This window comes from Streptomyces sp. Go-475, from assembly GCF_003330845.1.
Taxonomy (GTDB): Bacteria; Actinomycetota; Actinomycetes; order Streptomycetales; family Streptomycetaceae; genus Streptomyces.
Window position 1 is genome coordinate 6,192,317 of sequence record NZ_CP026121.1, and the last position, 23,573, is coordinate 6,215,889.

Below are 23,573 nucleotides of genomic sequence, written 5' to 3' on the forward strand. Positions count from 1 at the left end.
GTGGGGGACTCGCGACGGCGCGGGGTCGGGCGGTCCCGGTGAGGCGGTGACCGCGAGAAAGGCCGGGGCGCGTCATCCTAAGGCCGGAACCGGCCGCCTGACCAGGGATTTCCGGGACGTGTACGGCGACCTCCGCCACGGCCTGGGCGCCGATGTCAGTGGCGTGGTGTGCAATGGATCTCGTGCCCGCACTGGAAGAACCCCTGCGCCAACCGCTGAAGTCGGTGCTCGGCCCCGCCACCGCGAAGGTGATGGCCGAGCACCTCGGCCTGCTCACCGTCGGCGACCTCCTCCACCACTACCCGCGCAGATACGAGGAGCGCGGCCAGCTCACCCACCTCGCCGACCTCCCCATGGACGAGCACGTCACGGTGGTCGCCCAGGTCGCCGACGCCCGCCTGCACACCTTCGCCTCCGCCAAGGCCCCGCGCGGCAAGGGCCAGCGCCTGGAGGTCACCATCACGGACGGCAGCGGCCGGCTCCAACTGGTCTTCTTCGGCAACGGCGTTCACAAGCCCCACAAGGAGCTCCTGCCGGGCACCCGCGCGATGTTCGCGGGCAAGGTCTCCGTCTTCAACCGCCGCCTCCAACTCGCACATCCGGCCTACGAGTTGCTGCGCGGCGACCCGGAGGAGTCCGTGGAGACCTGGGCGGGGGCGCTGATCCCGATCTACCCCGCCACCGCCAAGCTGGAGTCCTGGAAGATCGGCAAGGCGATCCAGACGGTCCTGCCCACGGCCCAGGAGGCCGTCGACCCGCTCCCGGACGGCCTGCGTGAGGGCCGTGGCCTGGTCCCGCTCCCCGAAGCCCTCCTCAAGATCCACCGCCCGCACACCAAGGCCGACATCGAGGACGCCCGCGCCCGCCTCAAGTGGGACGAGGCCTTCGTCCTCCAGGTCGCCCTGGCCCGCCGCCGCCACGCGGACGCCCAACTCCCGGCGGTCGCCCGAGAGCCGTCCCCGGACGGCCTCCTCACGGCCTTCGACGCCCGCCTCCCGTTCACCCTCACCGAGGGCCAGCAGCGGGTCTCCCGCGAGATCTTCGCCGACCTGGCGACGGAACACCCGATGCACCGGCTGCTCCAGGGGGAGGTGGGTTCCGGGAAGACCATGGTCGCCCTGCGCGCCATGCTCGCCGTGGTCGACGCCGGCGGGCAGGCCGCCATGCTCGCCCCCACCGAAGTGCTCGCCCAGCAGCACCACCGGTCCATCGTCGAGATGATGGGCGAGCTGGCCGAGAGCGGCATGCTGGGCGGGGCCGAGCAGGCCACCAAGGTGGTGCTGCTCACCGGCTCCATGGGCACGGCCGCCCGCCGCCAGGCCCTGCTCGACCTCACCACCGGCGAGGCCGGCATCGTCATCGGCACGCACGCGCTGATCGAGGACAAGGTGCAGTTCCACGACCTGGGCCTGGTCGTTGTCGACGAACAGCACCGCTTCGGCGTCGAGCAGCGCGACGCCCTGCGCGGCAAGGGCAAGCAGCCCCCGCACCTGCTGGTCATGACGGCCACGCCCATTCCGCGCACGGTCGCCATGACGGTCTTCGGCGACCTGGAGACCTCCGTCCTCGACCAGCTCCCGGCCGGCCGCTCGCCGATCGCCAGCCATGTCGTCCCGGCCGCCGACAAGCCCCACTTCCTGGCCCGCGCGTGGGAACGGGTCCGCGAGGAGGTGGAGAACGGCCACCAGGCGTACGTCGTCTGCCCCCGCATCGGCGACGAGGAGGACGACCCGAAGAAGGCCGGCAAGAAGAAGTCCTCGGAAGTCCCCGGGTCCCCCGAGGACGCCGCCGAGAAGCGCCCGCCCCTCGCCGTCCTCGACGTGGCCGACCACCTGGCCAAGGGCCCCCTGCAGGGCCTGCGCGTCGAGGTCCTGCACGGCCGGATGCACCCGGACGACAAGGACGCGGTCATGCGCCGCTTCGCCGCCGGCGACGTGGACGTCCTGGTCGCCACGACGGTCATCGAGGTCGGCGTCAACGTCCCGAACGCCACCGCCATGGTGATCATGGATGCCGACCGCTTCGGCGTCTCCCAGCTCCACCAGCTGCGCGGCCGCGTCGGCCGAGGCTCGGCTCCCGGCCTCTGCCTCCTGGTCACCGAGATGCCCGAGGCGAGCGCCGCCCGCCAGCGCCTCAACGCCGTCGCCTCCACCCTCGACGGCTTCGAACTCTCCCGCATCGACCTGGAACAGCGCCGCGAGGGCGACGTCCTCGGCCAGGCCCAGTCGGGCGCCCGGACCTCCCTGAAGGTCCTCGCGGTCATCGAGGACGAGGAGATCATCGCGGAGGCCAGAGAGGAGGCGACGGCGGTAGTGGCCGCCGACCCGGAGCTGGCCGACCTCCCTGCACTTCGGACGGCTTTGGACGCCCTGCTGGACGAGGAGAGGGAGCAGTACCTGGAAAAGGGGTGACGGTTGCCGCCCCCAGGGGCGCGGGGCTGTACTCCCTGTGCCGCTACCGCCGCGCGGGCGCGACCAGCCACACTGATACCTGAAGCCGCCCACAACCAAGGACCACAGATGACCCGCGTGATCGCCGGCACAGCCGGCGGACGTCGACTCGCCGTACCCCCCGGCACCGGCACCCGCCCCACCTCCGACCGCGCACGCGAAGGCCTCTTCTCCACCTGGCAATCCCTCCTCGGCGGCCCCCTCGAAGGCGAACGCGTCCTGGACCTCTACGCCGGATCAGGAGCCGTAGGCCTGGAGGCCCTCTCCCGCGGCGCCGGCCACGCCCTCCTCGTGGAGGCCGACGCCAAAGCCGTCCGCGCGGTCCGCGAGAACGTGAAGAACCTCGGACTCCCCGGCGCCGAGGTCAGAGCTGGCAAAGCGGAACAGATCATCCGCACCCCACCCCCCGGCGCCCCCTACGACCTGGTTTTCCTCGACCCCCCGTACGCCGTCACGGACGACGATCTTCGGGAGATCCTCCTCACACTCCGCTCGGAACGCTGGCTCGCCGAAGAAGCCCTCGTCACCGTGGAGCGCAGCACCAGAGGCGGCGAATTCCGATGGCCCGAGGGTTTCGAACCCCTCCGGGCCCGTCGCTACGGCGAGGGAACGTTTTGGTACGGTCGCGCCGCCTCTACGTGCGAAGACGCACGATGACCGGACCGGAGAGCGAGGGATCACAAGTGCGCCGCGCCGTCTGTCCCGGGTCGTTCGACCCGATCACCAACGGACATCTCGACATCATCTCCCGCGCCTCCAGGCTGTACGACGAGGTCTACGTCGCGGTGATGATCAACCAGTCGAAGAAGGGCCTGTTCGAGATCGACGAGCGGATCGACCTGATCCGCCGGGTCACCGCCGAGTACGGCAACGTCCGCGTCGAGGCCTTCCACGGCCTGCTCGTCGACTTCTGCAAGCAGCGCGACATCCCCGCCATCGTGAAGGGCCTGCGCGCGGTCAGCGACTTCGACTACGAGCTGCAGATGGCCCAGATGAACAACGGCCTCTCGGGCGTCGAGACCCTCTTCATCCCCACCAACCCCACTTACAGCTTCCTGTCGTCCTCCCTGGTCAAGGAGGTCGCGACCTGGGGCGGCGACGTCTCCCACCTGGTGCCCGCCGAGGTCCTCCAGGCCCTCACCGAGCGCCTGCGGAAGGACTGAACGCGCCCCGGGCGCCCCCCGGGAGCCTGACAGGCCGTCACCCGGTGTCCCCCGGTGACCCCGTGGCCGTACAGTCGTCCCGTCCGTCTCCAACGCATCTGTAGAGAGTGGCGAGCACACGGTGGACGTGCAGAAGAAGCTCGACGAGATCGTCGCCGCGATCTCCGGCGCCCGGTCCATGCCCATGTCGGCCTCGTGCGTGGTCAACCGCGCCGAACTGCTCTCCATGCTGGAGGAGGTCCGCGCGGCGCTGCCCGACTCCCTCGCCCAGGCCCAGGAGCTGATCGGCGGCCGGGAGCAGATGGTCGAGCAGGCCCGCCAGGAGGCCCAGCGGATCATCGAGAGCGCGCACGCCGAGCGCGGCTCGCTGATCTCCGACACCGAGGTCGCCCGCCGCTCCCAGGCCGAGGCCGACCGGATCCTCGCCGAGGCCCGCCAGGAGGCCGAGGAGATCCGCGCCGAGGCCGACGACTACGTCGACTCCAAGCTCGCCAACTTCGAGGTCGTCCTCACCAAGACCCTCGGCTCCGTCGGCCGCGGCCGCGAGAAGCTCCTCGGCACCGGCCCCGGCACCGACGAGCAGGGCTACGAGGACGAGGACGCCCCCGAGCGCAGCCACGACCCGGAGACCCAGCGCCGCACCGCCGACGAGTACGTCGACGCCAAGCTCGGCGCCTTCGAGGCGGTCCTCGCCAAGACCCTGGAGGCCGTCGGCCGCGGCCGGCAGAAGCTGCACGGCCGGATCGCCACCGACGACCTCGGCGCCCTCGCCGACGACACCAGCACCGTCCAGCACTCCAGCGACGCCGACTACCTCGCCGGCCTGGCCGCCCTCGCGGAGGAGAAGCCCCCGGCCGAGCAGCCCGCCCAGCAGCAGGACTACGGACAGCCGCAGCCGGCCTACGGCTACCAGCAGCAGCCCGACCCCTACGGCGGCTACCAGCAGCCCGCCTACGCCGCCCAGCAGGACCCGTACGGCTACCAGCAGGCAGACCCCTACGCCTACCAGGGCTACGACCCCCAGCAGGCCGCGTACGACCCGAACCAGGTCCCGCAGCAGGCGCAGCAGCCGCAGCAGGGGCACCAGAACCCTCAGGCCCACCAGGGGTACGCCCTCGACGAGACCAGCCTCTTCGACACCAGCATGATCAGTGCCGAGCAGTTGCGGGCCTACGAGCAGGGCCGCGGCCAGGGCTGAGCACCGGATTGGGCCGACGGCGAAAGGTCCAGTATCCTGGCTCTTCGGTCGCGCGTACGTCCGCGATCAACGCTGCCCGGGAACACCGAAGGGCGGCGTCCCCCCGAGCTCAGCAGATCGAAAGCAGGAATGGCCCTGAACGCCCGCCTCGACCACCGCAACCCGCTTGTGTTCGACACGCACGAGCTGGGTCGGCGGCCTGGTGCGCTGCAGCGCCTGACCCGCACGGTCGACGCTCCCAAGGACCTCGGTATCAAGGGGGTCATCGGAGTGCCGGAAGGCGCCCCGGTGGAGCTCGAACTCCGTCTGGAGTCGGTCATGGAAGGGGTGCTCGTCACAGGCACCGCCCGTGCCGAGGCCGAGGGGGAGTGCGTAAGGTGTCTGGAGCCGCTGGAGCTGGAGCTCGAAGCGGACTTCCAGGAGATGTTCTCGTACCCTGACGCCGACGACCGGGGCCGCGTGATCGCGGAACCGGGCGACGACGCCGAGGACGACGAGGACAGGCTCTTCCTCGAGGACGGCCTGTTCGACCTCGAGCCCGTGCTGCGTGACGCGGTGGTGCTCGCACTGCCGATGCAGCCGGTGTGCCAGGAAGACTGCCCTGGTCTGTGCGCCGAGTGCGGCGCACGGCTGGCGGACGACCCGGACCACCACCATGACGCCGTCGACATCCGTTGGGCGGCACTGCAGGGACTCGCCGGTTCACTCGAGCCGGGCGATAAGGACGAGATCAGCGGCGCCGAAGCGGGCGTCGACGAGAAGCAGGAGAAGTAGCCGTGGCTGTTCCGAAGCGGAAGATGTCGCGCAGCAACACGCGCCACCGCCGGTCGCAGTGGAAGGCTGCGGTCCCCACCCTGGTTGCGTGCGAGCGCTGCCACGAGCCCAAGCTGCAGCACATCGCGTGCCCGTCGTGCGGCACCTACAACAAGCGCCAGGTCCTCGAGGTCTGAGCGGCTGGTGAGAGGCACTGTGTCCACGCCTAAGAACAAGTCTTCCCGCGTGAGCGGGAGTGCTCCGGCGGACAACCAGGCCTCGTCCCACACGCTTCTGGAAGGGCGGCTCGGCTACAAGGTCGAGTCCGCCCTTCTGGTGCGCGCACTGACCCACCGGTCGTACGCATACGAGAACGGCGGTCTGCCGACCAACGAGCGCCTGGAGTTCCTCGGGGACTCCGTCCTCGGCCTCGTGGTCACGGACACGCTGTACCGCACCCACCCCGACCTGCCAGAAGGCCAGCTGGCCAAGCTGCGGGCCGCGGTGGTGAACTCGCGTGCGCTCGCCGAGGTGGGCCGCGGGCTCGACCTGGGCTCCTTCATCCGGCTCGGCCGCGGTGAAGAGGGCACGGGCGGGCGGGACAAGGCGTCCATCCTGGCCGACACCCTGGAAGCGGTGATCGGCGCGGTCTACCTCGACCAGGGACTGGACTCGGCGGCGGAGCTGGTGCACCGCCTGTTCGACCCCCTGATCGAGAAGTCCTCGAACCTCGGAGCCGGCCTGGACTGGAAGACCAGTCTCCAGGAGCTCACCGCGACCGAGGGGCTCGGCGTCCCCGAGTACCTGGTCACGGAGACCGGCCCCGACCACGAGAAGACCTTCACTGCTGCCGCCCGCGTCGGAGGCGTCTCGTACGGCACCGGCACCGGCCGCAGCAAGAAGGAGGCGGAGCAGCAGGCCGCCGAGTCCGCCTGGCGGTCCATCCGGGCCGCCGCGGACGAGCGCGCCAAGGCGGCGAAGGCCGCCGAGGAGACGCGGACGGCGGCGGCCCAGGCCGCCCACACGGCCGTCGACGGCAGCACCGTCGACGGCTGACGAGCCGGCCGCCCGCAGTGGGCGTCCGGCCACAGCACAGCGCACCCGAGCGCCCGCCCCTGCCCGGGGGCGGGCGCTCGGGTCGTCCGCACGTTCGTGACGGGGGATCCCATGCCCGAGTTGCCCGAGGTCGAGGTCGTCCGGCGCGGTCTGGAGCGGTGGGTCGCCCACCGGACCGTCGCCGAGGCCGAGGTGCTGCACCCGCGCGCGGTGCGTCGCCACCTCGCCGGCGCCGACGACTTCGCGCACCGCCTCAAGGGCCACCGCATCGGCGTCCCGAGCCGTCGCGGCAAGTACCTGTGGCTGCCCCTGGAGGACACGGACCAGTCGATCCTGGCCCACCTCGGCATGAGCGGCCAGCTGCTGGTCCAGCCGCACACCGCCCCGGACGAGAAGCACCTGCGCATCCGCGTCCGCTTCACCGACACCCTGGACACCGAACTCCGCTTCGTCGACCAGCGCACCTTCGGCGGCCTGTCGCTCCACGAGAACACCGTGGACGGGCTGCCCGACGTCATCGCGCACATCGCCCGGGACCCGCTCGACCCGCTCTTCGACGACGAGGCCTTCCACCAGGCGCTGCGCCGCAAGCGGACCACGATCAAACGGGCCCTGCTCGACCAGTCGCTGATCAGCGGCGTCGGCAACATCTACGCGGACGAGGCCCTGTGGCGCTCCCGCATCCACTACGAGCGCCCGACCGCGACCTTCACCCGCCCCCGCACCCTGCTGCTCCTGGGCCATGTCCGGGACGTGATGAACGCGGCCCTCGCCGTGGGCGGCACCAGCTTCGACAGCCTCTACGTCAACGTCAACGGCGAGTCGGGCTACTTCGACCGGTCCCTCGACGCCTACGGGCGTGAGGGCCTGCCCTGCCGGCGCTGCGGCACGCCCATGCGCCGCCGGGCCTGGATGAACCGGTCGAGCTACTTCTGCCCGCAGTGTCAGCGGGCGCCGCGCGTCTCGTCGTAACGCTCGCGCGCCGCCAGCACGTCGTCCATCCGCCCCTCCACGAAGTGGATGAGGCTCAGCAGCCGTTCGGCGACCCCGCGCCCCAGCGGCGTCAGCTCGTAGTCCACCCGGGGCGGATTGGTGGGCTGCGCCTCGCGGTGCACCAGGCCGTCGCGCTCCAGCGCGTGCAGCGTCTGGGAGAGCATCTTCTCGCTGACGCCGTCGACCCGGCGGCGCAGCTCGTTGAAGCGCAGCGAGCCCTCGTACAGGGCGCCCAGCGTGAGTCCGCCCCAGCGGCCCGTGACGTGCTCCAGCGTGCCGCGCGAGGGACAGGCCTTGGCGAACACGTTGTACGGAAGGTCGTCGAGCCCTTCCGCGCGCTCCTGGGTGGTGGTCATATGCCCAGCCTACGCCAGCGCAGCGCTAACCGACAGGTTGCACTAACCGAGAGTTAGTGCTTTCCTTTGGTCATTGTTTCTGGCCTGCCTATTTCAGGAGTACGTACGTGACCACCCCTGTTGTCTCCCTCGCCTACCACTCCGGCTACGGCCACACCGCCGTCATCGCCGAGGCCGTCCGGGCCGGTGCCGTCGCGGCCGGTGCCGAGGTGCACCTGATCAAGGTCGACGAGATCACCGAGGAGCAGTGGGCGGTCCTCGACCGCTCGGACGCCATCGTGTTCGGATCGCCGACCTACATGGGCACCGCGTCCGGTGCCTTCCACGTCTTCGCGGAGGCCACCTCGAAGCGCTGGGCCACCCAGGCGTGGAAGGACAAGCTGGCCGCCGGCTTCACCAACTCCGCCTCCAAGAGCGGCGACAAGCTGCACACCCTGCAGTACTTCCAGATCCTCGCCGCGCAGCTCGGCATGCACTGGGTCAACCTCGGCCTGCTCCCGGGCTGGAACAGCAGCACCGGCTCCGAGCACGACCTGAACCGCCTCGGCGTCTTCACCGGCGCCGCCGCCCAGACCAACGCCGACGAGGGCCCCGACGCCGTCCACAAGGCCGACATCGCCACGGCCGAGCAGCTGGGCCGCCGCGTGACGGAGACGGCCAGGGTCTTCCTCAGGGGCCTGGCCGCCGCCTGAGCCCCGTGCGGGGCTTCAGTAGCCGAAGTTCTGGGTCCACCAGGGGCCGCCGGAGCCGAACTCGACGCCGACGCCCAGTGTCTTGAAGTCGCAGTTCAGGATGTTGGCGCGGTGGCCGGGGCTGTTCATCCAGGCGTCCATCACCGCCGCGGCGTCGGCCTGGCCGCGGGCTATGTTCTCGCCGCCGAGGTTGGATATGCCGGCCTTCTCGGCCCGGTCCCACGGCGTCCGCCCGTCCGGGTCGGTGTGGTCGAAGAAGCCGCGCGCGGCCATGTCCTCGCTGTAGTTCTGGGCCAGCTCGGTCAGCGCGCTGTTCGCGGCGAGCGGGCTGCAGCCCACCTTGGCCCGCTCGTCGTTCACCAGCGCGAGCACCTGGGCCGCGGCGGCGGACTCCCCGGAGAGCGCGGCGGAGGCGCTGGGCTTCCGCGGCGCCTTGGTGGCCGTGCGGGACGGCGTGTTGTCCGGCTTCTCGTCGGGGGTGGCCGCCGGCTGCTTCTTCTCCGGGGTCTTCTCCTGTGCCTTGTCCGACTTCTCCGGCTTCTCCGGCGTCTTCGTCGGCGCGGCGGAGGACTTCGACGCGGACGGCGACGGGGAGGCGGAGCGCTCGGCGTCCCGGCTGGTGGGGACGCCGCCCCGGCTGTCGGCGCTGCCGGAGGTGCCGCCCTGCTCGATCGGGGTGTTCGTCGGCGTGTCCCCGGCCTGCACCTTGTCGGCGCCGTTGGTGCCGCCGAGCTTGTAGTTCTCGAGGCCGGGCACCGCGCCCGTGGCGACCGCGACCGTGCCGAGGGCGACCGCGGCGGACACGCCGAGCAGCCCGGTGCGCATCGGGCGCGCGGCCTTCTTCCGGCGGCGGTGCGCACCGGCGCGGCGGACGCCGCCGTCGGGCGTGAAACGGTCCCCCGCGAAGCCGTCGCTCGCGAAGCCGTCACCCGCGAAGCCATCACTCGAGAAGCCGTCCCGCGTGAGACCGTCGCTCGCGAAGACGGCCGTGTCCTCGTAGCGGTCACCCGCTGCGGACGCCTCCGCCCCGAACAGGTAGGCCTCGCTCTTCGCGTAGCTCTCGGCGTACGCCTCCGGGTTCAGGTAGGGCGCGGTGCCCATCGTCGGGGCGTCTTCCGCGGTGGAGTGCAGCGGGTCGTGGCCCTCCGCGGCGCCGTCGGCCCGCGTGATCCCCGTGGCGGCGCGGCCGGCGGCGGAGCGTCGGTGGCGTCCCATGTCCTGGCCTTCCTCGTCCTGGCGGTCGACTCGTCCTCGAGATCAACACTCGTCCTCGAGATCAACACCAAACTCACTCGATCGTGTGAGTTTCATATGAGATTCGTTGAGGGGGGACGGTACCGCATGGCGCAAGTGGAGGAAGTGCCCGGAGGAAGATCGTGCGGTTAGGTTGCAGTCATGAGCGAGGATGTGCGACTGGTCGCCTGGGTGCGGGGACGCGTCCAAGGTGTGGGTTTCCGCTGGTTCACCCGGGCCAAGGCCCTGGAGATCGGCGGCCTGAGTGGTTTTGCTCTCAATCTGGGCGACGGACGGGTCCAAGTGGTCGCGGAGGGCGCACGGGAGGGCTGTGAAGGCCTTCTGGAATGGCTCCGGAGTGACGACACGCCCGGCCGCGTGGACGGTGTCACCGAGATCTGGGACACACCTCGCGGCGGCTACGAGGGCTTCGCCATCCGCTGACCCCGTGCCGCCGGGCGGCCCAAGGGGGCGCCCACGGACAGGCCGCGGGCCGTCGCCCCGCAGGGAAACTTGCTGGTGATTGCCAGAACCGCTTGCCTTGGCAGGCTCCGCACGCAAGGATGATCGCCACGCCCCGAGGGCCCCGCAGAAGCCGCCGCACCGCCGTTCCCGGCCGTGTGCGCCCGGGTCGCCCGCCAATACGGGGCGTGATCGTGTTGACCGTCAAACTTTTTGGTGAGACGCTGAAAGCACCCCGCGCACCTTAGCTGTTTGGCATGGCTGAACGGCAGCACAACTCCAGGCCTGCCAGGCAGGGCGGGTGCGAATCCCTCACGACCCACACCGCATCGGTCGGTCACTCATTGTGGAGGACCATCCATCATGGCAAAGGCGCTTCTCGGTTACGTCGGCGGCTCCGACCCTCGACTCCTCGCCGAGATGCGACGGCTCCAGCAGCGCGTCCAGGACCTGGAATCCGAGCTCGTACGGATCCAGGCGGAGAACGAAGCGCTGACGGCTGCCGCTTCTCACGACAGGATCATGGAGAGCGTTGACGCACACCAGGCGGAGCCTGCGCTCACCTGATCACTGCATCGCTCCACAACAGCACAGCAGTGGTCGGGCCGCCCGTCACAACCGCTGAGTTGTCAGAAGTGCAAGGGACGCCCTAGGCGTCCCTTCTTTCTTTCCCCGCGCATCCTTTCACCGTCTTTAACGTCTGGTGTGCCCTGCGCGTTCAGCGGCGAAACCGTGGGTTCATGGAGTGAGACGAACCCGGGCGGTAGAGTCCGGCGGCGTGCACCTCAAGGCCCTGACCCTCCGCGGGTTCAAGTCGTTCGCCTCGGCCACCACCCTCCGGTTCGAGCCGGGGATCACGTGCGTCGTCGGACCGAACGGCTCGGGCAAGTCCAACGTCGTCGACGCGCTCAGCTGGGTCATGGGCGAGCAGGGCGCCAAGTCGCTGCGCGGCGGCAAGATGGAGGACGTCATCTTCGCCGGCACCACCGGCCGCCCGCCCCTGGGCCGCGCCGAGGTGTCCCTGACCATCGACAACTCCGACGGGGCCCTGCCCATCGAGTACGCCGAGGTCACCATCACGCGGATCATGTTCCGCAACGGCGGCAGCGAGTACCAGATCAACGGCGACACCTGCCGTCTCCTCGACATCCAGGAACTGCTCTCCGACTCCGGCATCGGCCGCGAGATGCACGTCATCGTCGGGCAGGGCCAGCTCGACTCCGTGCTGCACGCCGATCCCATGGGCCGCCGCGCCTTCATCGAGGAGGCCGCCGGCGTCCTCAAGCACCGCAAGCGCAAGGAGAAGGCGCTGCGCAAGCTGGACGCGATGCAGGCCAACCTCGCGCGCGTGCAGGACCTCACCGACGAGCTGCGCCGCCAGCTCAAGCCCCTCGGCCGCCAGGCCGCCGTCGCGCGCAGGGCCGCCGTCATCCAGGCCGACCTGCGCGACGCCCGGCTGCGGCTGCTCGCCGACGACCTCGTCCGGCTCCGGGAGGCCCTCCAGGCCGAGGTCGCCGACGAGGCCGCGCTGAAGGAACGCAAGGAGGCCGCCGAGCAGGAGCTGCGCCGGGCGCTCCAGCGCGAGGCCCTGCTGGAGGACGAGGTACGGCAGCTCACACCGCGCCTGCAACGCGCCCAGCAGACCTGGTACGAGCTCTCCCAGCTCGCCGAGCGGGTGCGCGGCACGATCTCGTTGGCCGACGCCCGCGTGAAGAGCGCCACCTCCGCGCCCCCCGAGGAGCGGCGCGGCCGCGACCCCGAGGACCTGGAGCGCGAGGCCGCCCGCGTCCGCGAACAGGAGGCCGAGCTGGAGGCGGCCCTGGAGGCGGCCGAGCGCGCCCTGGAGGACACGGTCGCCCACCGCGCCGAGCTGGAACGCGAACTGGCCCAGGAGGAACGGCGACTGAAGGACGCCGCCCGCGCCATCGCCGACCGGCGCGAGGGCCTGGCCCGGCTCAGCGGCCAGGTCAACGCGGCCCGCTCCCGTGCCGCCTCCGCCCAGGCCGAGATCGAACGCCTGGCGGCTGCCCGCGACGAGGCGCAGGAACGTGCCGTCACCGCTCAGGAGGAGTACGAGGCCCTCCAGGCCGAGGTCGACGGCCTGGACGCCGGCGACGTCGAACTCGCCGAGCAGCACGAGGCCGCGAAACAGCAGCTCACCGAGGCCGAGGCAGCCCTCACGGCAGCCCGGGAGGCCGCCACGGCGGCGGAACGCCGGCGCGCCGCGACCCAGGCCCGGCACGAGGCCCTGGCCCTCGGCCTGCGCCGCAAGGACGGCACCGGGATACTGCTCGCGGCCAAGGACCGCCTCTCCGGCCTGCTCGGCCCGGCGGCGGAACTCCTGACGGTGACCCCGGGCCACGAGGTGGCCCTGGCCGCCGCGTTCGGGGCGGCGGCGGACGCCATCGCGGTCACGTCCCCGGCATCCGCGGCCGACGCGATCCGACTCCTCCGCAAACAGGACGGTGGCAGGGCCACCCTGCTCCTGGCAGGAGATGACGCCCTCAGGGGCGCGGGGCCGCATCAGACGTGCGGCTGCCGCCGCGTGGGCGCGACCAGCCACGACGGCGCCGCGGACGTCCGCCACACCTACGCCGCAGACCTGGTCCGCGGCCCCACGGACCTCATGCCCGCCGTCAGGCGGCTCCTGCACGGCATCGTCGTGGTCGACACCCTCGAGGACGCGGAAAGCCTCGTCTACACCCACCCGGACCTCACCGCCGTCACCGCCGAGGGCGACCTCCTCGGCGCCCACTTCGCCCACGGCGGCTCCGCAGGCGCCCCCAGCCTCCTCGAAGTACAGGCCTCCGTCGACGAGGCCGCAGCCGAGCTGGAAGAGCTCGCTGTCCGTTGCGAGGAGCTGACCGAGGCCCAGCAGGAGGCCGTCGAGCGGCGCAAGGAGTGCGCCGCGCTGGTCGAGGAGCTGGGGGAGCGGCGCAGGGCCGCCGACCGGGAGAAGTCGGCCGTCGCCCAGCAGCTCGGGCGGCTGGCGGGACAGGCACGCGGCGCCACCGGAGAGGCGGAACGCGCCACCGCCGCCGCGGCCCGTGCCCAGGAGGCCCTCGACAAGGCACTCCAGGAGGTCGAGGAACTCGCCGAGCGGCTCGCCGTCGCCGAGGAGATGCCGATCGAGGAGGAGCCCGACACCGCCGTGCGGGACCGGCTCGCCGCCGACGGTGCCAACGCCCGCCAGACCGAGATGGAGGCCCGGCTCCAGGTCCGTACGCACGAGGAACGGGTCAAGGGCCTGGCAGGGCGGGCCGACTCCCTGGACCGGGCCGCCCGCGCGGAACGTGAGGCACGCGCGCGTGCCGAGCAGCGGCGGGCCCGGCTGCGGCACGAGGCGGCCGTGGCGGAGGCCGTCGCCTCCGGCGCCCGGCAGCTGCTCGCGCACGTCGAGGTGTCCGTCGCCCGCGCCGACGAGGAGCGCACCGCCGCCGAGGCCGCCAAGGCCCGGCGCGAGCAGGAACTCGCCCGCGCCCGCACCGAGGGGCGCGATCTCAAGGCGGAACTCGACAAGTTGACGGATTCGGTCCACCGCGGCGAGGTACTCGGCGCCGAGAAGCGGCTGCGGATCGAGCAGCTGGAGACCAAGGCGCTGGAGGAGCTGGGTGTCGAACCGGCCGGGCTCATGGCGGACTACGGTCCGCACCAGCTCGTGCCGCCCTCGCCCCCCGCCGAGGGCGAGGAGCTGCCGGAGGACCCCGAGCACCCGCGCAACCAGCCGAGGCCGTTCGTCAGGGCCGAGCAGGAAAAACGCCTCAAGGCCGCCGAGCGCGCCTACCAGCAGCTCGGCAAGGTGAACCCGCTCGCCCTGGAGGAGTTCGCGGCGCTGGAGGAACGCCACCAGTTCCTCAGCGAGCAGCTGGAGGACCTGAAGAAGACCCGCGCCGACCTGCTCCAGGTCGTCAAGGAGGTGGACGAGCGCGTCGAGCAGGTCTTCACCGAGGCCTACCGGGACACCGCCCGGGAGTTCGAGGGCGTCTTCAGCCGGCTCTTCCCCGGTGGTGAGGGGCGACTGGTGCTGACCGACCCCGACAACATGCTCACCACGGGCGTGGACGTCGAGGCCCGGCCGCCGGGCAAGAAGGTCAAGCGGCTGTCGCTGCTCTCCGGCGGGGAGCGGTCGCTGACGGCCGTCGCGCTGCTCGTGTCGATCTTCAAGGCACGGCCCAGCCCGTTCTACGTCATGGACGAGGTCGAGGCCGCCCTCGACGACACCAACCTCCAGCGGCTCATCCGGATCATGCAGGAGCTGCAGGAGGCGTCCCAGCTGATCGTGATCACGCACCAGAAGCGCACCATGGAGGTCGCCGACGCGCTGTACGGCGTCTCCATGCAGGGCGACGGTGTGTCGAAGGTCATCTCGCAGCGCCTCCGCTAGATGGGTGCGGTGTACACCCTTCTCACCTGCGACTCTGGCTGACTTCATTTATTGAACACATCGCTGCCACACCCCTGCCTCAGATTCACAGCAGGCGCCCTATTGACTTCGAAACTTGAAGGCATAGTCTCGGCAACGTTCCTTTTACCTTCAGGTACCTTCAGGTGGCACCTCGAAGGGCTGACCCCCTCCGGCAGCGTTGCCGGTGGCCCGAGGAGTACACGTGACCAGCACAGCGCAGGCACCCCAGTCAGGAGCCAGGACGGCTCATCCCGATCATCTCGGGCACGTCATCTTCATCGCGGCGGCGGCCGCGATGGGCGGTTTCCTCTTCGGCTACGACAGTTCCGTGATCAACGGCGCCGTCGAGGCCATCCGTGACCGCTACGACGTCGGCTCCGCGGCCCTCGCCCAGGTCATCGCCATCGCCCTGATCGGCTGCGCCATCGGCGCCGCGACCGCCGGCCGCATAGCCGACCGCATCGGCCGCATCCGGTGCATGCAGATCGCGGCGATCCTCTTCACGATCAGCGCCGTCGGCTCCGCGCTGCCCTTCGCGCTGTACGACCTCGCCTTCTGGCGCGTCGTCGGCGGCTTCGCCATCGGCATGGCCTCCGTGATCGGCCCGGCCTACATCGCCGAGGTCGCCCCGCCCGCCTACCGCGGCCGGCTCGGCTCCTTCCAGCAGGCCGCGATCGTCATCGGCATCGCCGTGTCACAGCTGGTCAACTGGGGTCTGCTGAACGCCGCCGACGGCGACCAGCGCGGCAAGCTGATGGGCCTGGAGGCCTGGCAGGTCATGCTCGGCGTCATGGTCGTCCCGGCCGTCCTCTACGGGCTGCTCTCCTTCGCCATCCCGGAGTCCCCGCGCTTCCTGATCTCCGTCGGCAAGCACGAGCGCGCCCGCGAGATCCTCACCGAGGTCGAGGGCAAGGACGTCGACCTGGACGCCCGTGTCGCCGAGATCGAGGGCGCCATGAAGAGCGAGCACCGCTCCAGCTTCAAGGACCTGCTCGGCGGCAGCTTCTTCTTCAAGCCGATCGTCTGGATCGGTATCGGCCTGTCGGTCTTCCAGCAGTTCGTCGGCATCAACGTCGCGTTCTACTACTCCTCGACGCTGTGGCAGTCGGTCGGCGTCGACCCGACGGACTCGTTCTTCTACTCCTTCACGACGTCGATCATCAACATCGTCGGCACCGTCATCGCGATGATCTTCGTCGACCGCATCGGCCGCAGGCCGCTCGCGATCATCGGCTCGGTCGGCATGGTCATCGGCCTCGCCCTGGAGGCCTGGGCGTTCTCGTACCACCTGGTCGACGGCAAGCTGCCCGCCGCGCAGGGCTGGATCGCCCTGATCGCCGCGCACGTCTTCGTCCTCTTCTTCGCCCTGTCCTGGGGTGTGGTCGTCTGGGTCATGCTCGGCGAGATGTTCCCCAACCGGATCCGCGCCGCCGCCCTGGGCGTGGCCGCCGCCGCGCAGTGGATCGCCAACTGGGCCATCACCGCGAGCTTCCCGTCGCTGGCCGACTGGAACCTGTCCGCGACGTACGTGATCTACACGGCGTTCGCCGCGCTCTCGATCCCGTTCGTCCTGAAGTTCGTCAAGGAGACGAAGGGCAAGGCCCTGGAGGAGATGGGCTGAGCCCGTCCCGCGCACTCGGGGAGGAGGGCCAAAGTCCCCGCTGCCCCTCTCCCCGTAACCCGCCGCCGCCCCGGTTCGGCCACTGCCCGAGCCGGGGCGGCGGTCTCATGCCGCGAGCCCGGGCAGCACCTGCTCGCAGAACAGCTGCAGACTCCGCCACCCCTCCTCCACCGGCATGCCGCCCGCCAGCGGGTGCAGGACGTAGGAGCCCAGCCCCAGCCCCGCGCACTGCTCCGGCGTGAGGATCCGGTACACGCCCTCCGCGCGCAGTTCCTCGACGGTCGTCGCGGCCGACTTCACCGCCGAGCGCACCCCGCCCGACTGCCAGGCGGCGTACGTCCGCGCCTCGTGCAGGAAGTGCCGGCCGTACTCCGCCCAGGCCCGGTCCGGATCCTCGGCCACGTGCAGCAGGGGCGTCTCGGCCGCCGGCATCATGACCCAGCCCTCGGTGCCGTACTCGACGAGCAGCTCCTTGTAGTACGTCTCCAGCTCCGGCAGGTGCGCGCTGGGGAAGAAGGGCAGGCCGAGCCGGGCGGCCCGGCGGGCGGCGGCCCTGGAGGAGCCGCCGACCAGGAGCAGGGGATGGGGGTCGGTGAACGGGCGCGGGGTGATCCGGACCGTGCGGCCCCGGTAGGGGAAGGGCTCGCCCGTCCATGCCTTCAGCAGCGTCTCCAGCAGCTCGTCCTGGAGCCTGCCGCGCCGGGCGAAGTCCACCCCGAACTGCTCGTACTCCTCCGGCCGGTACCCGATCCCGGCGACCGTCACCAGCCGGCCGCCGCTCAGCAGGTCCAGCACGGCGATCTCCTCGGCGAGCCGCAGCGGGTCGTGCAGCGGGCCGATGATCGCCGAGACGGTGACCGCGACACGCCGGGTCGCGCCGAAGACGGCTCCCGCGAAGGCGAACGGCGACGGCAGCCAGTTGTTCTCCGCCCCGTGGTGCTCCTCCGTCTGCACCGTGGTGACGCCCCGGTCGTCGGCGTACGCGGCCATCTCCAGGGCCGCCCGGTAGCGGGCGCCCAGCTCGGCGGGGGAGGCCCCGGGAGCGACGAGGTTGAAGCGTGCGACCGTGACGGGCATGGCGGCGTCTCCCTTCACCGGGCGGGGGCTCGGCTTCACCGGCGGGTGTCCGGGGGACGTTAGCTGACGGGACGTCAGACATCCAGGGGTGTGGAGATCCGGCGGCCCCCGGCCCTTCGGGGCGGTACAAGCAGGGTGACCCGGGGCCCCATGACTGATACTGGACGCGTTATGGACATCGTCATCCTTGCTGTAGTCATCGCCGTGGTCGTGCTCGGCGCGCTCGGCGGGCTCATCGTCGGCAGCCGGCGCAAGAAGCAGCTGCCGCCGCCCCCGCCCGCGGCGCCCGACATCACCGCCCCACCGGCCGAGCCGCACGTCGGCGACGAGGCCGAGACGCCGCGGGAGGAACCGCGGCGCACGATAGAGGAGGTGGATCTTCCGGACGGCTCGGCTCCGGTCGTCGTCGAGGAGCCGCCCGCCGAGGCTCCCGAGATCGAGGTCCCGGAGCCCACCGCGGGCCGTCTGGTCCGGCTGCGGGCCCGGCTCTCCCGCTCGCAGAACGCCCTGGGCAAGGGCCTGCTGACCCTGCTGTCCCGCGAGCACCTCGACGAGGACACCTGGGAGGAGATCGAGGACACGCTGCTCACCGCCGACGTCGGCGTGCAGCCCACCCAGGAGCTGGTCGAGCGGCTGCGCGAGCGCGTGAAGGTGCTCGGCACCCGCACCCCCGAGGAGCTGCGCACCCTGCTCCGCGAGGAGCTCATCACGCTGGTCGGCCGCGACATGGACCGCGCGGTCAAGACCGAGCCGGAGGACCGCAAGCCCGGCATCGTGATGGTCGTCGGCGTCAACGGCACCGGCAAGACCACCACCACCGGCAAGCTCGCCCGCGTCCTGGTCGCCGACGGCCAGAGCGTGGTGCTCGGCGCCGCCGACACCTTCCGGGCCGCCGCCGCCGACCAGCTCCAGACCTGGGGCGAGCGCGTCGGCGCCCACACCGTGCGCGGGCCGGAGGGCGGCGACCCGGCCTCCGTGGCCTTCGACGCGGTCAAGGAGGGCAAGGAGATGGGCGCGAACGTCGTGCTCATCGACACCGCCGGCCGCCTGCACACCAAGACCGGCCTCATGGACGAGCTCGGCAAGGTCAAGCGGGTCGTGGAGAAGCAGGCCCCGGTCGACGAGGTGCTGCTCGTCCTCGACGCCACCACCGGCCAGAACGGCCTGGTCCAGGCCCGGGTCTTCGCCGAGGTCGTCGACATCACGGGCATCGTCCTCACCAAGCTCGACGGCACGGCCAAGGGCGGCATCGTCGTCGCGGTCCAGCGCGAGCTGGGCGTCCCGGTCAAGCTGGTCGGGCTCGGCGAGGGCGCGGACGACCTCGCGCCGTTCGAGCCGGAGGCGTTCGTTGACGCCCTTATCGGGGAGTGAGCTCGGCACCAGCCGCGGCACGACCTGCGAAGAACCGTACCTGCGCGAGAAGCGCCCGCCCCCGAGGTGCAGTCGGGGACGGGCGCTTCGCTCTGTGCCCTGGCCGCCGCTACGCGCGTGAGCGATGGGCCACGTACGCCAGCGTGCCCAGCACCAGGCGGGCCTCCGGCGGGCGGGACGCGGAGTCCAGGGCGGGGGAGCGCAGCCAGCGGACGGGGCCGAGGCCGCCGCGGTCCGAGGGCGGCGCCGTGATGTGCGTGCCGGGGCCGAGGCCGCGCAGGTCGAGGGCGTCCGGGTCGTCCCAGCCCATGCGGTAGAGCAGCCCGGGCAGGTCGGCGGCGGCCCCGGGGGCGACGAAGAAGTGGGCGCGGCCGTCCGGGGTGGCCGCGACCGGGCCGACGGGCAGGCCCATGCGCTCCAGCCGGGCCAGGGCGCGGCAGCCGGCCGGTTCGGCCACCTCGATGACGTCGAAGGCCCGGCCGACCGGCAGCATCACCGAGGCGCCGGGGAACTCGCCCCAGGTCTCCGTCACGTCGTCGAGCGTCGCCCCGGCGGGGATCACCGGGGCGAAGTCCAGCGGGTGCGCGCCCGGAGCCGGGCAGTCGCGGCGGCCGCACGAGCAGGCGCCCGCCGACGCCCGGGCGCCCGGTACCACGTCCCAGCCCCACAGCCCGGTGTACTCGGCCACGGCGGTGCCGTCCGACGTGCGGCTGCGGCGGCGCGAGCCGGTCCGGATGTCGCGCATGCCCCGGCTGATGCCGATCGTGAAGCCCATACCCCCTCCAACGGGTCCGACGCACCCATGGTTACGCAGCGGACGCGGCGCGTGACTCTCCGTTTCCGCCTTCCCGGCGGCGGCCGGTTCACTCGGCGCCCGGAAGCGCCTCGGGGTGGTGCACCCGACGACACGCGCCCCCGAGTGCATCGCTGCACCCGCTCCTGGGTGTCCTGTGTCAAGTGAATCGCGCGCAGGTGTACGTGAGTTCATTCGATGGGGTGGCGAATGGTGGCGTTTCCGTGTGAGCCGTGGCTGGACGGGTGATCGTAGGATTACTTTGTGTGCACGAGTCCTGGGGGCACATGCACTCGTGGGTATGCCGGAGGCAAGTCGGCTTTCCGTTCGAAGGGTGACAAGGACCGGGCGGACGGCCGTACGAACCGGCATGCTGATAGGGCTTGGCGCACTCGGCGACAAGTGGTCTCAGGGATGGGGGCGTTCCAGTGAGCGGCAACGGCGGAAGCGGAACGAACGCTGCACACGCGACGCACACTGACAAGCGCCCGAACGAGCTGCTCACCTCCTGGTTCGTGCGCAGCGGCTGGTCCAAGGGCGAGCTCGCCCGCCAGGTCAACCGCAGGGCACGGCAGTTGGGCGCCAATCACATCTCCACCGACACTTCGCGCGTGCGCCGCTGGCTCGACGGCGAGAACCCCCGCGAGCCGATCCCCAGGATCCTCTCCGAGCTGTTCTCGGAGCGCTTCGGCGTCGTCGTCTCCGTCGAGGACCTGGGGCTGCGCACGGCGCGTCAGTCACCCTCCGCGACCGGCGTCGACCTGCCCTGGACGGGCCCGCAGACCGTGGCCCTCCTCAGCGAGTTCTCGCGCAGCGACCTGATGCTGGCGCGGCGCGGCTTCCTCGGGAGCTCGCTGGCCCTGTCCGCGGGCCCGGCCCTCATCGAGCCGATGCAGCGCTGGCTCGTCCCCGCGCCCCCGGCGCCGCGTTCCGAGCCCGACCTCGCGGCCGGGGCGGGGCGCGCCCGCGGCCGGCTCTCCAAGCCGGAGCTGGACCTGCTGGAGTCCACGACGGTCATGTTCCGCCAGTGGGACGCCCAGTGCGGCGGCGGCCTGCGCCGCAAGGCGGTCGTCGGCCAGCTGCACGAGGTGACCGACCTGCTCCAGGAACCCCAGCCCGAGGCCACCACCCGGCGCCTGTTCAAGGTCGCCGCCGAGCTGGCCGAGCTGGCCGGCTGGATGTCGTACGACATCGGGCTGCAGCCGACCGCGCAGAAGTACTTCGTCCTCGCGCTCCATGCCGCCAAGGAGGCCGGTGACCGGCCGCTGGGCTCCTACGTCCTGTCCAGCATGAGCCGCCAGATGATCCACCTCGGCCGGCCCGACGACGCGCTGGAGCTGATCCACCTCGCGCAGTACGGCAGCCGGGACTGCGCGAGCCCGCGCACCCAGTCGATGCTGTATGCGATGGAGGCCCGCGCCTACGCCAACATGGGGCAGCCCGGCAAGTGCAAGCGGGCGGTGCGGATGGCCGAGGACACCTTCGCCGAGGCCGACGAGTGGGACGAGCCGGACCCCGACTGGATCCGCTTCTTCTCCGAGGCCGAGCTCTACGGCGAGAACTCCCACTCGTACCGCGACCTGGCCTACGTAGCCGGCCGCAGCCCGACCTACGCCTCGCTGGCCGAGCCCCTCATGAAGCGGGCCGTGGAGCTGTTCGCCGAGGACGGCGAGCACCAGCGGTCGTATGCGCTGAACCTGATCGGCATGGCCACCGTGCACCTCCTCCAGCGCGAGCCCGAGCAGAGCACGGTCTACGCGGCCCAGGCCATGCAGGTCGCCAAGAAGGTGCGCTCCGAGCGCGTCAACACCCGTATCCGAAAGACGGTCGACACCGCCGCGCGCGACTTCGGCCACCTCGGCGAAGTGGTCGACCTCACCGAGCGGCTCGCCGCCGAGCTGCCCGAGACAGCCGAGGCGGTCTGAGACCGCCCGGCCCCTGGACCCCGGCCGCGGCCGGCCCTCCCGAACTGCCCGACTCGGCTCCCCCATGCCAGGTCATCGGAAGGCCGACCGCGGCCGGCCCATGTGTCCAGGACCGCCCCGGACCGAAGGTTGCGCCACGATAACGATCGGCGCGCCCGCAATCCGGCAGTTCATCGACGCGTAACACAGCAGGCGCCTTCGTCACGGCCGCGAAACAACGAGGGGCTTCCACCGAAACCGCGCTGCGCCAATCTCGTGGCGCATAACCGGCCCACCCCTCATTCCGCTCGAGGCTTCGCCCGCACGGGGCCGTACCAACGACGAGGAGACGCCGATGGCAGCAGCCATCACCCTTGCCGCAGAAGCACCCAAGCTGTCTGCCGCCAACACAGGGTTCATGCTCATCTGTTCCGCCCTGGTGATGCTCATGACCCCGGGCCTGGCCTTCTTCTACGGAGGCATGGTCCGCGTCAAGAGCACCCTGAACATGCTGATGATGAGCTTCATCAGCCTCGGGATCGTCACCATCCTGTGGGTGCTGTACGGCTTCTCCATGGCGTTCGGCACCGACTCCGGCAGCCTCATCGGCTGGAACTCCGACTGGGTCGGCCTCAGCAACATCGGCCTGACGCAGCTGTGGGACGGCTACACCATCCCGATCTTCGTGTTCCTGGTCTTCCAGCTGATGTTCGCGATCATCACGCCCGCCCTGATCAGCGGTGCCCTCGCGGACCGCGTGAAGTTCAGCGCCTGGGCGCTGTTCATCGCCCTGTGGGCCACGGTCGTCTACTTCCCGGTCGCCCACTGGGTCTGGGGCGCCGGCGGCTGGGCCTTCGAGCTGGGTGTGATCGACTTCGCCGGTGGTACGGCGGTCCACATCAACGCCGGTGCCGCCGCGCTCGGTGTGATCCTGGTCATCGGCAAGCGCGTCGGCTTCAAGAAGGACCCGATGCGCCCGCACAGCCTGCCGCTGGTCATGCTGGGTGCCGGTCTGCTGTGGTTCGGCTGGTTCGGCTTCAACGCCGGCTCCTGGCTCGGCAACGACGACGGCGTCGGCGCGCTGATGTTCGTCAACACGCAGATCGCCACCGCCGCCGCCATGCTGGCCTGGCTCGCCTACGAGAAGATCCGCCACGGCGCGTTCACCACGCTGGGCGCCGCCTCCGGCGCGGTCGCCGGCCTGGTCGCCATCACCCCGGCCGGTGGCGCGGTCTCCCCGCTCGGCGCGATCGCCGTCGGCGCCATCGCCGGTGTGCTGTGCGCCATGGCCGTCGGCCTGAAGTACAAGTTCGGCTACGACGACTCGCTCGACGTCGTCGGTGTCCACCTCGTCGGTGGTGTCGTCGGCTCCCTGCTCATCGGCCTCTTCGCCAGCGGCAAGGGCCAGTCCACGGTGGAGGGCCTCCTCTACGGCGGCGGCCTGACCCAGTTCTGGAAGCAGTGCGCCGGTGTCTTCGCGGTGCTCGCCTACTCCCTGATCGTCTCCGCGATCCTCGCCTTCATCCTCGACAAGACCATCGGCATGCGGGTCACCGAGGACGACGAGGTCGCCGGCATCGACCAGGCCGAGCACGCCGAGACCGCATACGACTTCAGCGGCGCCGGTGGCGGTGCCGCCAAGACCGCCGCCGTCGCGGCCGCAGCGGCCGGCGCCGAGAGCAAGAAGGTGGACGCATGAAGCTCATCACCGCCGTCGTCAAGCCGCACCGGCTCGACGAGATCAAGGAGGCCCTGCAGGCCTTCGGCGTGCACGGCCTGACGGTCACCGAGGCCAGCGGCTACGGTCGTCAGCGGGGCCACACCGAGGTCTACCGCGGTGCCGAGTACACCGTCGACCTGGTTCCCAAGATCCGCATCGAGGTCCTGGTCGAGGACGACGACGCCGAGCAGCTGATCGACGTCGTGGTCAAGGCGGCCCGCACCGGCAAGATCGGTGACGGCAAGGTCTGGTCCATCCCGGTCGAGACGGCCGTACGGGTCCGGACCGGCGAGCGCGGCCCCGACGCGCTCTGAGGGCCCTTGACG

At 71.2% G+C, this 23,573-nt stretch carries 21 protein-coding genes; 17 read left to right on the plus strand and 4 right to left on the minus strand.

Features of this window, described 5'->3' with window-relative positions:
- The first annotated feature begins 173 nt into the window (after positions 1-173).
- The 8 genes from recG (at position 174) to mutM (ending at position 7,592) form a co-directional block, all read left to right on the plus strand.
- Positions 174-2,411, plus strand: coding sequence for an ATP-dependent DNA helicase RecG (recG, locus tag C1703_RS28610; RefSeq protein WP_114255530.1), 2,238 nt, complete (start codon positions 174-176; stop codon positions 2,409-2,411).
- 108 nt (positions 2,412-2,519) lie between these two features.
- A complete protein-coding gene (rsmD, locus tag C1703_RS28615) occupies positions 2,520-3,107 on the plus strand; it encodes a 16S rRNA (guanine(966)-N(2))-methyltransferase RsmD (RefSeq protein ID WP_114255531.1) in 588 nt (195 codons plus the stop codon).
- A 26-nt stretch (positions 3,108-3,133) separates the two neighbouring features.
- Positions 3,134-3,613: a pantetheine-phosphate adenylyltransferase gene (gene coaD, locus C1703_RS28620; protein ID WP_010044544.1), complete on the plus strand. Its 480-nt coding sequence runs from the start codon at positions 3,134-3,136 to the stop codon at positions 3,611-3,613.
- A gap of 121 nt (positions 3,614-3,734) precedes the next feature.
- Complete coding sequence (locus C1703_RS28625; RefSeq protein WP_114255532.1) at positions 3,735-4,811, plus strand: cell division initiation protein; 1,077 nt, start codon at positions 3,735-3,737, stop codon at positions 4,809-4,811.
- 129 nt (positions 4,812-4,940) lie between these two features.
- On the plus strand, positions 4,941-5,585 hold the full coding sequence (locus C1703_RS28630; protein WP_114255533.1) for a YceD family protein: 645 nt from the start codon (positions 4,941-4,943) through the stop codon (positions 5,583-5,585).
- 2 nt (positions 5,586-5,587) lie between these two features.
- Positions 5,588-5,761: a 50S ribosomal protein L32 gene (gene rpmF, locus C1703_RS28635; RefSeq protein WP_007493396.1), complete on the plus strand. Its 174-nt coding sequence runs from the start codon at positions 5,588-5,590 to the stop codon at positions 5,759-5,761.
- Positions 5,762-5,810: 49 nt separating this feature from the next.
- Positions 5,811-6,620: a ribonuclease III gene (gene rnc / locus C1703_RS28640; RefSeq protein ID WP_114255534.1), complete on the plus strand. Its 810-nt coding sequence runs from the start codon at positions 5,811-5,813 to the stop codon at positions 6,618-6,620.
- 111 nt (positions 6,621-6,731) lie between these two features.
- Positions 6,732-7,592: a bifunctional DNA-formamidopyrimidine glycosylase/DNA-(apurinic or apyrimidinic site) lyase gene (gene mutM, locus C1703_RS28645; RefSeq protein ID WP_114255535.1), complete on the plus strand. Its 861-nt coding sequence runs from the start codon at positions 6,732-6,734 to the stop codon at positions 7,590-7,592.
- On the opposite strand, the gene C1703_RS28650 is transcribed toward mutM, so the two are convergent.
- Positions 7,565-7,969, minus strand: coding sequence for a helix-turn-helix domain-containing protein (locus C1703_RS28650; protein WP_114255536.1), 405 nt, complete (start codon positions 7,967-7,969; stop codon positions 7,565-7,567). The two genes, mutM and C1703_RS28650, sit on opposite strands and share 28 nt — an antisense overlap.
- A gap of 107 nt (positions 7,970-8,076) precedes the next feature.
- On the opposite strand from C1703_RS28650, the gene C1703_RS28655 reads away from it, so the two are divergent.
- The gene (locus C1703_RS28655) at positions 8,077-8,661 is read left to right on the plus strand and encodes a flavodoxin family protein (protein ID WP_114255537.1); all 585 of its coding nucleotides are present in this window, start codon (positions 8,077-8,079) and stop codon (positions 8,659-8,661) included.
- A 15-nt stretch (positions 8,662-8,676) separates the two neighbouring features.
- On the opposite strand, the gene C1703_RS28660 is transcribed toward C1703_RS28655, so the two are convergent.
- The gene (locus tag C1703_RS28660; RefSeq protein ID WP_114255538.1) at positions 8,677-9,876 is read right to left on the minus strand and encodes a CAP domain-containing protein; all 1,200 of its coding nucleotides are present in this window, start codon (positions 9,874-9,876) and stop codon (positions 8,677-8,679) included.
- A 180-nt stretch (positions 9,877-10,056) separates the two neighbouring features.
- Here C1703_RS28660 and C1703_RS28665 point away from each other — a divergent pair, with 180 nt between their 5' ends.
- The 4 genes from C1703_RS28665 to C1703_RS28680 all read left to right on the plus strand — a co-directional run bounded on the left by C1703_RS28665 (position 10,057) and on the right by C1703_RS28680 (position 16,382).
- Entirely contained in the window at positions 10,057-10,338 is a 282-nt protein-coding gene (locus tag C1703_RS28665; RefSeq protein ID WP_059421923.1) for an acylphosphatase, read from the plus strand.
- A gap of 381 nt (positions 10,339-10,719) precedes the next feature.
- Positions 10,720-10,923 carry a hypothetical protein gene (locus C1703_RS28670; protein ID WP_003993245.1) on the plus strand — a complete coding sequence of 68 codons (204 nt, stop codon included), beginning with the start codon at positions 10,720-10,722 and terminating at the stop codon, positions 10,921-10,923.
- A 211-nt stretch (positions 10,924-11,134) separates the two neighbouring features.
- Positions 11,135-14,740, plus strand: coding sequence for a chromosome segregation protein SMC (smc, locus tag C1703_RS28675; protein WP_114255539.1), 3,606 nt, complete (start codon positions 11,135-11,137; stop codon positions 14,738-14,740).
- 223 nt (positions 14,741-14,963) lie between these two features.
- A complete protein-coding gene (locus C1703_RS28680) occupies positions 14,964-16,382 on the plus strand; it encodes a sugar porter family MFS transporter (protein ID WP_114255540.1) in 1,419 nt (472 codons plus the stop codon).
- Positions 16,383-16,487: 105 nt separating this feature from the next.
- Here C1703_RS28680 and C1703_RS28685 read toward each other — a convergent pair whose 3' ends face one another.
- Positions 16,488-17,459, minus strand: coding sequence for an LLM class flavin-dependent oxidoreductase (locus C1703_RS28685; protein WP_114255541.1), 972 nt, complete (start codon positions 17,457-17,459; stop codon positions 16,488-16,490).
- Positions 17,460-17,630: 171 nt separating this feature from the next.
- Between C1703_RS28685 and ftsY the strand changes: the two genes are divergently transcribed.
- Positions 17,631-18,830, plus strand: coding sequence for a signal recognition particle-docking protein FtsY (gene ftsY / locus C1703_RS28690; protein WP_114255542.1), 1,200 nt, complete (start codon positions 17,631-17,633; stop codon positions 18,828-18,830).
- Between the two features lie 109 nt (positions 18,831-18,939).
- Here the strand turns inward: ftsY and C1703_RS28695 are convergent, their stop codons facing one another.
- Positions 18,940-19,605, minus strand: coding sequence for a bifunctional DNA primase/polymerase (locus tag C1703_RS28695; protein WP_114255543.1), 666 nt, complete (start codon positions 19,603-19,605; stop codon positions 18,940-18,942).
- Positions 19,606-20,051: 446 nt separating this feature from the next.
- On the opposite strand from C1703_RS28695, the gene C1703_RS28700 reads away from it, so the two are divergent.
- The 3 genes from C1703_RS28700 (at position 20,052) to C1703_RS28710 (ending at position 23,561) form a co-directional block, all read left to right on the plus strand.
- Positions 20,052-21,548, plus strand: coding sequence for a hypothetical protein (locus C1703_RS28700; RefSeq protein ID WP_114255544.1), 1,497 nt, complete (start codon positions 20,052-20,054; stop codon positions 21,546-21,548).
- A 334-nt stretch (positions 21,549-21,882) separates the two neighbouring features.
- Positions 21,883-23,226, plus strand: coding sequence for an ammonium transporter (locus C1703_RS28705; RefSeq protein ID WP_114255545.1), 1,344 nt, complete (start codon positions 21,883-21,885; stop codon positions 23,224-23,226).
- Positions 23,223-23,561, plus strand: coding sequence for a P-II family nitrogen regulator (locus tag C1703_RS28710; protein WP_030231663.1), 339 nt, complete (start codon positions 23,223-23,225; stop codon positions 23,559-23,561). Before C1703_RS28705 ends, C1703_RS28710 begins: the two co-directional genes overlap by 4 nt.
- Positions 23,562-23,573: the final 12 nt, after the last annotated feature.

Bases quoted from the DNA above. Each gene is read 5' to 3' on its own strand.
- C1703_RS28650 (WP_114255536.1), bottom strand. From the start codon at position 7,969: ATGACCACCACCCAGGAGCGCGCGGAAGGGCTCGACGACCTTCCGTAC.
- C1703_RS28710 (WP_030231663.1), top strand. From the start codon at position 23,223: ATGAAGCTCATCACCGCCGTCGTCAAGCCGCACCGGCTCGACGAGATC.
- C1703_RS28685 (WP_114255541.1), bottom strand. From the start codon at position 17,459: ATGCCCGTCACGGTCGCACGCTTCAACCTCGTCGCTCCCGGGGCCTCC.
- rsmD (WP_114255531.1), top strand. From the start codon at position 2,520: ATGACCCGCGTGATCGCCGGCACAGCCGGCGGACGTCGACTCGCCGTA.
- C1703_RS28665 (WP_059421923.1), top strand. From the start codon at position 10,057: ATGAGCGAGGATGTGCGACTGGTCGCCTGGGTGCGGGGACGCGTCCAA.
- mutM (WP_114255535.1), top strand. From the start codon at position 6,732: ATGCCCGAGTTGCCCGAGGTCGAGGTCGTCCGGCGCGGTCTGGAGCGG.
- C1703_RS28695 (WP_114255543.1), bottom strand. From the start codon at position 19,605: ATGGGCTTCACGATCGGCATCAGCCGGGGCATGCGCGACATCCGGACC.
- recG (WP_114255530.1), top strand. From the start codon at position 174: ATGGATCTCGTGCCCGCACTGGAAGAACCCCTGCGCCAACCGCTGAAG.
- C1703_RS28705 (WP_114255545.1), top strand. From the start codon at position 21,883: ATGGCAGCAGCCATCACCCTTGCCGCAGAAGCACCCAAGCTGTCTGCC.
- C1703_RS28670 (WP_003993245.1), top strand. From the start codon at position 10,720: ATGGCAAAGGCGCTTCTCGGTTACGTCGGCGGCTCCGACCCTCGACTC.
- ftsY (WP_114255542.1), top strand. From the start codon at position 17,631: ATGGACATCGTCATCCTTGCTGTAGTCATCGCCGTGGTCGTGCTCGGC.
- C1703_RS28630 (WP_114255533.1), top strand. From the start codon at position 4,941: ATGGCCCTGAACGCCCGCCTCGACCACCGCAACCCGCTTGTGTTCGAC.
- C1703_RS28660 (WP_114255538.1), bottom strand. From the start codon at position 9,876: ATGGGACGCCACCGACGCTCCGCCGCCGGCCGCGCCGCCACGGGGATC.